This is a genomic window from Streptomyces sp. E2N166, from assembly GCF_003671715.1.
GTDB classification, from domain to species: domain Bacteria; phylum Actinomycetota; class Actinomycetes; order Streptomycetales; family Streptomycetaceae; genus Streptomyces; species Streptomyces thinghirensis.
In genome coordinates this window covers 1,267,198-1,274,214 of record NZ_RAIF01000012.1, presented here as the reverse complement: position 1 = coordinate 1,274,214, position 7,017 = coordinate 1,267,198, and the positions used below count along the sequence as shown (strand labels likewise).

Sequence of the window (7,017 nt, the reverse complement as noted above, 5' to 3'; positions counted from 1 at the left end):
CCCGCCGGCCCGCTCCCGCCACTGCTGCGCGGCGGCGGCCCCGGCGACGGCGAGCACGGCACCGCCGAGCTGCCGCTTCCTCGTCCAGCGGGCCACGCCGTATCCGCCGACGAGACCACCCGCGGCGATAACCGCGCTGGGAACCTTCGCCATGACCGTTCTCCTCTGTCTCCCGCCGTGCCGACTGCCACAGCCGAGGCTAATCCGCGGCGTGCACGGCGCACGCGCCGGGGTGAGCGCCGCTCCGCTCCCCGCACAGAGCGGCGTGCCCCTCCAATGGCCGAACCGCGGGCACGGCCCGCGACACTTCCGGGTACCCGCTGAGTTGAGCCGAGGGGAGCGGGGAGCGGGGGCCGAAGAGCGGCGAGACGAGGAACGGGAAGCCGATGAGTACGCAGAGCAGGAGCACGGGCACCGGCACAGGCTCAGGCGCCGACCGGCCCCGCGCCCGGTCGGTCATGGTGGACGGCGGCGCCCGCGTGGCCTGCTGGGAGTCCGGACCCCCCGACGCCGAACCGGTCCTCCTCCTGCACGGCTACCCCGCCAGCCACCACTGCTGGCGCCACCAGATCCCGCCCCTGTCGCACCGGTACCGGGTCATCACCCCGGACCTCCTCGGCTGGGGCGAGTCCGACCGCCCCCTGCACCTGTCCTTCGACTACGACACCGAGGTCACCCGCCTCGCCCGGCTGCTGGACGCGCTGGAACTGGACTCGGTGAACCTGGCCGGCCACGACTACGGCGGCTTCCTCTCCCTCGGCTTCACCGAGACCCACCCCGGCCGCGTCCGCCGCCTGGCCGTCCTCAACAGCCGCGCCCACGCCACCTTCACCCGCCCCTGGTACGCCGTCTTCAGCCTGATCAGCCTCGTCGGCCGCGCCTCCGCCCTCCGGCCGGCGGCGACGCGCCTGCCCTACGCCGCCATCCACCGCCGGTCCTTCGCACCGCTGGTCCGCGCGGGCCACCTCGACACCGGCGTACTGGACGACTACGTCGGCTGGATGGACACGCCGGAGGGCCGCCGCTGGCTCCTCCACTACTTCGGCGACTACCGCACCCCGCCCCGCCCCGAACTGCGCCGCCACCTCCGCGACATCGCCTGCCCCACGGCGGTCATCTGGGGCCGCACGGACCCGTACCTGAGCCCGTCGATCGCGACCGAGCTGGCCGGGGCCGTCCCCGACGCCGAACTGACGATGCTGGACGGCACCGGCCACTGGGTGATGGACGAGAGCCCGGCCGAGGTGACGGAGGCACTGAGCCGCCTGCTGGCACGCCCCGTCCCGGACGCCACGTCGTAGCCGCGCGTCACCCGGGGGCACCTTCCGGTGCTTCCCGGCACGCCAGGTCCGCCCCGGAAGTCCCGTGTGTGCCGAGACGCAGGTCACACCGCCGCCTCCCCGGGCCTGTCACATCCGGCCGCCGCGCTCCGTCGTAGCTGTGTACGCCCAAGGGCGCACGACAGACGACGCAGCTCGATGAACGACGATGGAGGAACTCATCATGGAAGCCCGACTCGACATGTTCGGCAGCCCGCTCGCCGGCAAGTTCCTGCGGCACATCAACTCGGCGGGCAAGCTCCTGGCGGACGCGGGGCTGCCGCACGCCACCCAGGAGCTGGTGAAGATCCGCGCCAGCCAGATCAACGGCTGCGGCTTCTGCCTCGACATGCACACCAAGGACGCCGAGAAGGCGGGCGAGACCGCGCTGCGCCTGAACCTGGTCGCGGCCTGGCGGGAGGCCAACGTCTTCACCGACGCCGAGCGCGCCGCCCTGGAACTGGCCGAGCAGGGCACCCGCATCGCCGACGGCGGCGGCGTCTCCGACGAGGTCTGGGCCAACGCGGCCCAGCACTACGACGAGGACCAGCTCACCGCGCTGATCGGCCTGATCGCCGTGATCAACATGTACAACCGCATGAACGTCATCACCCGCCAGCCGGCGGGCGACTACGTGCCGGGCATGTTCGGCTGACACCGCACGGAGTACGAGGGCGGCTCCTCCTCCCGGCTCGCTCCCGAGCCGGGGGGAGGAGCCGCCCACCCGTACCGCGAATCGCCGCCCTCCCCCAACTCCTCACCCGCGAAGCCCCTTTCACGCCCCGCCGACGGAGTCGGCGCTAGGTTGGTCTCCTGATCACCCACGCCAACCCCTAGGAGACTCCGCCGTGTCGGACACCAACTCCCAGCTCGCCGCCAGCGCGGAGATACGGGCCCGGATCGACACCGCCACACCGCACTCGGCCCGCTTCTGGAACTACTTCGTCGGCGGCAAGGACAACTACGAGGTCGACCGGGAGATCGGGGACCAGATCAAGGAGATCTTCCCCGGCCTCGTCGACGTGGCCCTCACCAGCCGGCTCTTCCTGGGCCGCGCCGTCCGCCACCTGATCCGGGAGGAGGGGATCCAGCAGTTCCTGGACATCGGCACCGGCCTCCCCACCGCCGACAACACCCACGAAGTGGCCCAGCGTGTGGCTCCGGACGCCCGGATCGTGTACGTCGACAACGACCCGATCGTGCTCGCGCACGCCAACGCGCTGCTCACCAGCACCCCCGAGGGCAGCACCGCCTACCTGGACGCCGACCTCTACGCCCCCGACACCGTCCTGGAAGCCGCCGCCGGCACCCTCGACTTCTCCCGGCCGGTCGCCCTGATCATCCTCAACACCCTCGGCCACGTCGCCGACCACGACCAGGCACGCGACCTGGTACGCCGCCTGATGGCGGGCCTCCCGGCGGGCAGCTTCCTGGTGATCAGCGACAGCACCGCCACGAGCGAGGGCATGATCGCCGCCTCCGACGCGTACAACGCCAGTGGCGCGACGCCGTACTACGTGCGCAGCGTCGAGGAGATCGCCGCCTTCTTCGAAGGGCTGGAACTGGTCGCCCCCGGCATCACCCGGGTCCCGTCCTGGCGTCCGGACCCGGAGACCCCGACCGACCCGGCGGCCGCCTCCGTCGACGCCTACTGCGGGGTGGCACGCAAGCCGTGACACGGGGCGGGGCGCCGCTCCGTGGAACAGACTCCCGGCGTACGGCTGCCTCCGGCATGTCCGGCCGACGCCCACGCGCTTGCGGGTGTTCCCCGACGCCGCTGTGACGGCTCGCCCGACCGACGGGCGAGCCGGTGCCGCGTTCAGCCGGCGTGCAGCAGGACCGGGAGTCGCTGGTGGCCGTTGCTGATCAGGGAGGGCACGGGCGGCAGTTCCTCCGCCGGGTCGGCGAGGCGGATGTCGGGGAAGCGGCCGAACAGGCTCTCCAGCGCGAGGGTCACCTCCATGCGGGCCAGCGGCGCGCCCAGGCAGAAGTGGACGCCGTGGCCGAACGCGAGGTGCTCCTTGACCGTGCGTGTCGCGTCGAAGGTGTCGGCGTCCTCGTGCCAGTCCGGGTGGCGGTTGGCGGCGGCGTACGAGGCGAGGATGGCCTCCCCGCGGGCGATGGTCCGCCCGTCCGGCAGGGGGATGTCCGTGACCGCGAACCGGAGCGGCAGATGCTTGACCGCCGGTTCGTGGCGCAGCGTCTCCTCGACGACGTCCCCCCAGCCGACCTCGCCCTTGCGGACCAGCGCGAGCTGGTCGGGACGGGTGAGCAGGGTGTGCGTGGCCTGGTCGATGACGTTGACGGTGGTCTCGTACCCGGCGCTGATCATCAGCAGCAGGGTGTCGCGCAGTTCCTCCGGGGAGAGGCGGGCGCCGTCCCCCTCGTCGTCCCGCGCGGCGATGAGCAGGGACGTCATGTCGTCGCCCGGGGTGGCGCGCTTGGTGGCGATGAGCTGGTCCAGGACCTCGTACAGGCGCATGGTGTTGGCCTGTGCCTCGGCCTGGTCCAGGGTGGTGTCGAAGACGCCGTCCACGAGGGCCCGGAAGCCCTCCCGCCGGTCCTCGGGCACCCCCATGAGGTGACCGATCACCGCGATGGGCAGCGGGTAGGCCAGCTCCTGCCGCAGATCGACCGGTTCGCCGGCGGGGAGGCCCGCGAGCCGGTCGACGAGCCGGGTCACCATCTCCTCGACGGCCGGCCGCATCTCGGCGATGCGCCGGGCGCTGAAGGCGGGCGCCACCAGCCGGCGCAGCTTGCGGTGGTCGGGCCCGTAGGCGGTGAACATGTTCTCCACCGCCACCCACAGGGCGAGCGGCCAGGTGCCGACCACCTCGCCGAAGGCCGGCCAGTGCGCCCGGGCGTCCTTGGATACGTCGGGGCTGGTGAGCAGCTGTTTGAGGAGGGCCGGGTCGCTGACCGACCAGGCCTGGACGCCGAGGACGTCCACCCGCGTGGCCGGGCCGCCCTCCCGTAGGGCGAGGTGCTCGGCGTGGTGATCGGCGCCGGTGGGGTCGAGGACGAGGGCGGGCTGCTGGGTCGCCATGGCCTGGCTCCTTAGTGTGCGGCTTGGTGTGCGGCTTGCTGCGCGGCGGGGAAGGTGACGGGCAGGGATTCCAGGGCGCGGTGGAACGGGCCGGGACGCCACGTCAGCTCGGCGAGGGGGCGGGCGAGGTCGGTCTCCGGCAGCGCGTCCAGGAGGTGGGTGACCGCGGTCTCGGCGATGAGGTAGGCGTGCGAGCGGGCGGGGCAGGCATGCGGGCCGATGCTCCAGGCCAGGTGGGCGCGGTTGCCGGCGTGGCGGCCCTCGGGCACACCGTCCGTGAGGGCCGGGTCGTTGTTCGCCGCCGCCATCGAGATCACGACCGGCTGGTCGGCCGGGAGCAGCACCCCTTCCACGTCGATGGGGTAAGGGGGGTACGAGATGCAGTAGTTCGCCATCGGCGGGTCGGTGTAGAGGACGGCGTCGAGCGCGTCGCGCACCGTGGACAGCCCGGCGTGCAGGTCCGCGGAGAACTCCTCGTCGGTGAGGATCTTCAGGATCGTGTTGCTGATCAGGTTGGTCAGGGGCTCGATCCCGGCGCCGTAGAGCGTGACGAGCTGGTGGCCCATCTCCTCGTCACTCAGTTCGGCGGGGTGGAGGGTCAGTCGGGACGTGATGTCGTCGCCGGGGTGGAGCCGGCGCAGGGTCACGAGGTCGGACACGGCCTGGGCGAGGATCCGGTTGCCCTGCTCGGCGTTGGTGGTGTCGAAGATCTTCGCCATGCCGTCGGCGATGCGCTGCCCGATCTCGTCGGGGCAGCCGAGCAGCGCGCTCAGCACGCGGAAGGCGATGGGGAACGAGTACTGGGTGAGCAGGTCCGCCGAGCCCTCGGTGCGGAACTCGTCGATGGCGCCGGAGGCGACCTTCTCCACCAGGGCCCGCAGTCCGTGCTGGTCGACCCGGTCGATGGCCTGGGTGTTCGCGGCTCGGTAGCGGGCGTGCTCGGCACCGCCCGAGCGCAGCGCGTTGGGCCGCCACTCCATCATCGGCCGCACCGGGCAGGTCGCCGGGATCAGCTTCTCCCACGCACGGGGGTCGGCCGGGAAGTGCAGCGGGTCGTTGAGGATGCGGCGGGCCTGGTAGTAGCCGATCACCAGGGTCGCGGGCACCCCGGGCGCCAGCTCGACCGGGACGAGCGGACCGTGGACGCGCCGCATGCGCCGGTAGGCGGCGTGCGGGTCGGCGGCGAACTCCGGTGCGTACAGGGCGACCCGGCCCGGCGGGCCGGCCGGCGCGGGCTCGGCGGAAGGCAACGTCATCGGCGGGACTCCAGGAGGGCGGCTGAGCGGTGCTCGGAGAGGTACTCCGTGAGCGTGATCAGGGCGTGCAGGGAGGACGTGCGGTCGCGGGCGTCGCAGTACGTCAGAGGCGTGGCGGGTTCGAGGGCCAGCGCCTCGCGCAGTTCGGCCTCGGGGTAACCGGGGGCGCCGGGGAAGGTGTTGATGGCGACGGCGTACGGAATGCCCGCGCCGTCCAGCAGACCGAGGGCGTCGTGGGAGGCGTCGAGGTCGCGGGTGTCGGCCAGGACGAGGCAGCCGAGGGCGCCCTGGGCCAGGTCCTCCCACAGCGGCTGGAAACGGGACTGCCCCGGCAGCCCGAACAGATACAGCGCGATCCGGCCGCCGGCCATGTGGATGCGGCCGAAGTCCATCGCCACGGTGGTCGTCGTCTTGTGCGGGGTGCCGCGCAGATCGTCCACACCGTCGCTGGCCTGCGTGATCGGTTCCTCCATCCGCAGCGGCCGTACTTCCGAGACGCTGCCGATGAACGTCGTCTTGCCGACGCCGAAGCCCCCCGCGACCACGATCTTGGCCGACCGCGTCACCGTGGCCGGGACGTAGGTGACGGACGGGTCGGACCGGTCAGACCATGGAGCGAAGTCCACGGAGCACCTCCTGCAGCAGGTCGAAGTCGGGCTGGTCGTCGGCGGCGGCGACCGGGCTGGACAGGTGGCCGGAGTCCATCAGCGAGGAGACGAGGATGCGCACCGTGGAGGGCGGCAGTTCCAGCGCGGCGGCGATGTCGGCGACGGCCAGGCCGCCCTGGGCGCCGGCGAACAGCCGCATCACCCGGCGGGCGTCCGGAGGGAGGGTGTCCGTGGGACCGGTCGCGGCGATGACCACGCTCTCCAGGCGCACGTCCTCGCGCGCGTGGACCTGGCCCCCGGTGCGGACGTAGGGCCTGACCATGTCCGGGTCACGCCGCGGCCCCGTCATGCCGGTGAGCCGCCTTCCGCGACCGGCACGCGCTCCTCGGTGACCAGTTCGTGCCCCACCCGGGTGGCGAGCCGCACCATGTGGTGGGAGATCAGCCCGACGTCCGCGTCAGGGCCGGTCGTGCACACCGACAGCATGGTGTTCTTCGCGGCGGTGGTCGTCAGGCCGATGCAGCCGACCGACTCGATCAGCAACTGGCGCATCCCCGCACCGCCGGTGAACTCGTCCCACGCCTTGCCCGCCGCGCGCAGGGCCGCCGTCAGCGCGGCGAACTTCTCCCCGTCGTCCTGGCCGATCGTCGCCGTACGGGCCTTCAGCAGCCCGTCACTGCTCATCAGCACGGCGTACCGGACGCCTTCGACGCTGCCGAGTTCCTGGTCCAGCAGCCAGCCCAGGCTGTTGGTGTGTGTGTCTTGCACGATCAGTTTCCTTCGTCGTC

The 7,017-nt window shown here is 72.3% G+C and carries 8 protein-coding genes; 3 read left to right on the top strand and 5 right to left on the bottom strand.

The window, feature by feature from the left end; translation table 11 throughout:
• Nucleotides 1–386 precede the first annotated feature (386 nt).
• The 3 genes from EBH09_RS13560 to EBH09_RS13550 all read left to right on the top strand — a co-directional run bounded on the left by EBH09_RS13560 (nt 387) and on the right by EBH09_RS13550 (nt 2,995).
• The gene (locus tag EBH09_RS13560; RefSeq protein ID WP_121747194.1) at nt 387–1,301 is read left to right on the top strand and encodes an alpha/beta hydrolase; all 915 of its coding nucleotides are present in this window, start codon (nt 387–389) and stop codon (nt 1,299–1,301) included.
• A gap of 202 nt (nt 1,302–1,503) precedes the next feature.
• Nucleotides 1,504–1,974, top strand: a complete 471-nt coding sequence (locus EBH09_RS13555) for a carboxymuconolactone decarboxylase family protein (RefSeq protein WP_121747386.1) — start codon at nt 1,504–1,506, stop codon at nt 1,972–1,974.
• 193 nt (nt 1,975–2,167) lie between these two features.
• Nucleotides 2,168–2,995, top strand: a complete 828-nt coding sequence (locus EBH09_RS13550) for an SAM-dependent methyltransferase (RefSeq protein ID WP_121747193.1) — start codon at nt 2,168–2,170, stop codon at nt 2,993–2,995.
• Nucleotides 2,996–3,138: 143 nt separating this feature from the next.
• Here EBH09_RS13550 and EBH09_RS13545 read toward each other — a convergent pair whose 3' ends face one another.
• Genes EBH09_RS13545 through EBH09_RS13525 form a run of 5 tightly spaced genes read right to left on the bottom strand, consistent with a single transcriptional unit; the run spans nt 3,139 to nt 6,997 of the window.
• On the bottom strand, nt 3,139–4,365 hold the full coding sequence (locus tag EBH09_RS13545; protein WP_121747192.1) for a cytochrome P450: 1,227 nt from the start codon (nt 4,363–4,365) through the stop codon (nt 3,139–3,141).
• Between the two features lie 11 nt (nt 4,366–4,376).
• Entirely contained in the window at nt 4,377–5,621 is a 1,245-nt protein-coding gene (locus EBH09_RS13540; RefSeq protein ID WP_121747191.1) for a cytochrome P450, read from the bottom strand.
• Nucleotides 5,618–6,166, bottom strand: coding sequence for an ATP/GTP-binding protein (locus EBH09_RS13535; RefSeq protein WP_121747385.1), 549 nt, complete (start codon nt 6,164–6,166; stop codon nt 5,618–5,620). The genes EBH09_RS13540 and EBH09_RS13535 overlap by 4 nt, the downstream gene beginning before the upstream one ends.
• 58 nt (nt 6,167–6,224) lie before the next feature.
• Complete coding sequence (locus EBH09_RS13530) at nt 6,225–6,578, bottom strand: DUF742 domain-containing protein (protein WP_121747190.1); 354 nt, start codon at nt 6,576–6,578, stop codon at nt 6,225–6,227.
• Entirely contained in the window at nt 6,575–6,997 is a 423-nt protein-coding gene (locus EBH09_RS13525; RefSeq protein ID WP_055417129.1) for a roadblock/LC7 domain-containing protein, read from the bottom strand. Before EBH09_RS13525 ends, EBH09_RS13530 begins: the two co-directional genes overlap by 4 nt.
• Nucleotides 6,998–7,017 lie beyond the last annotated feature (20 nt).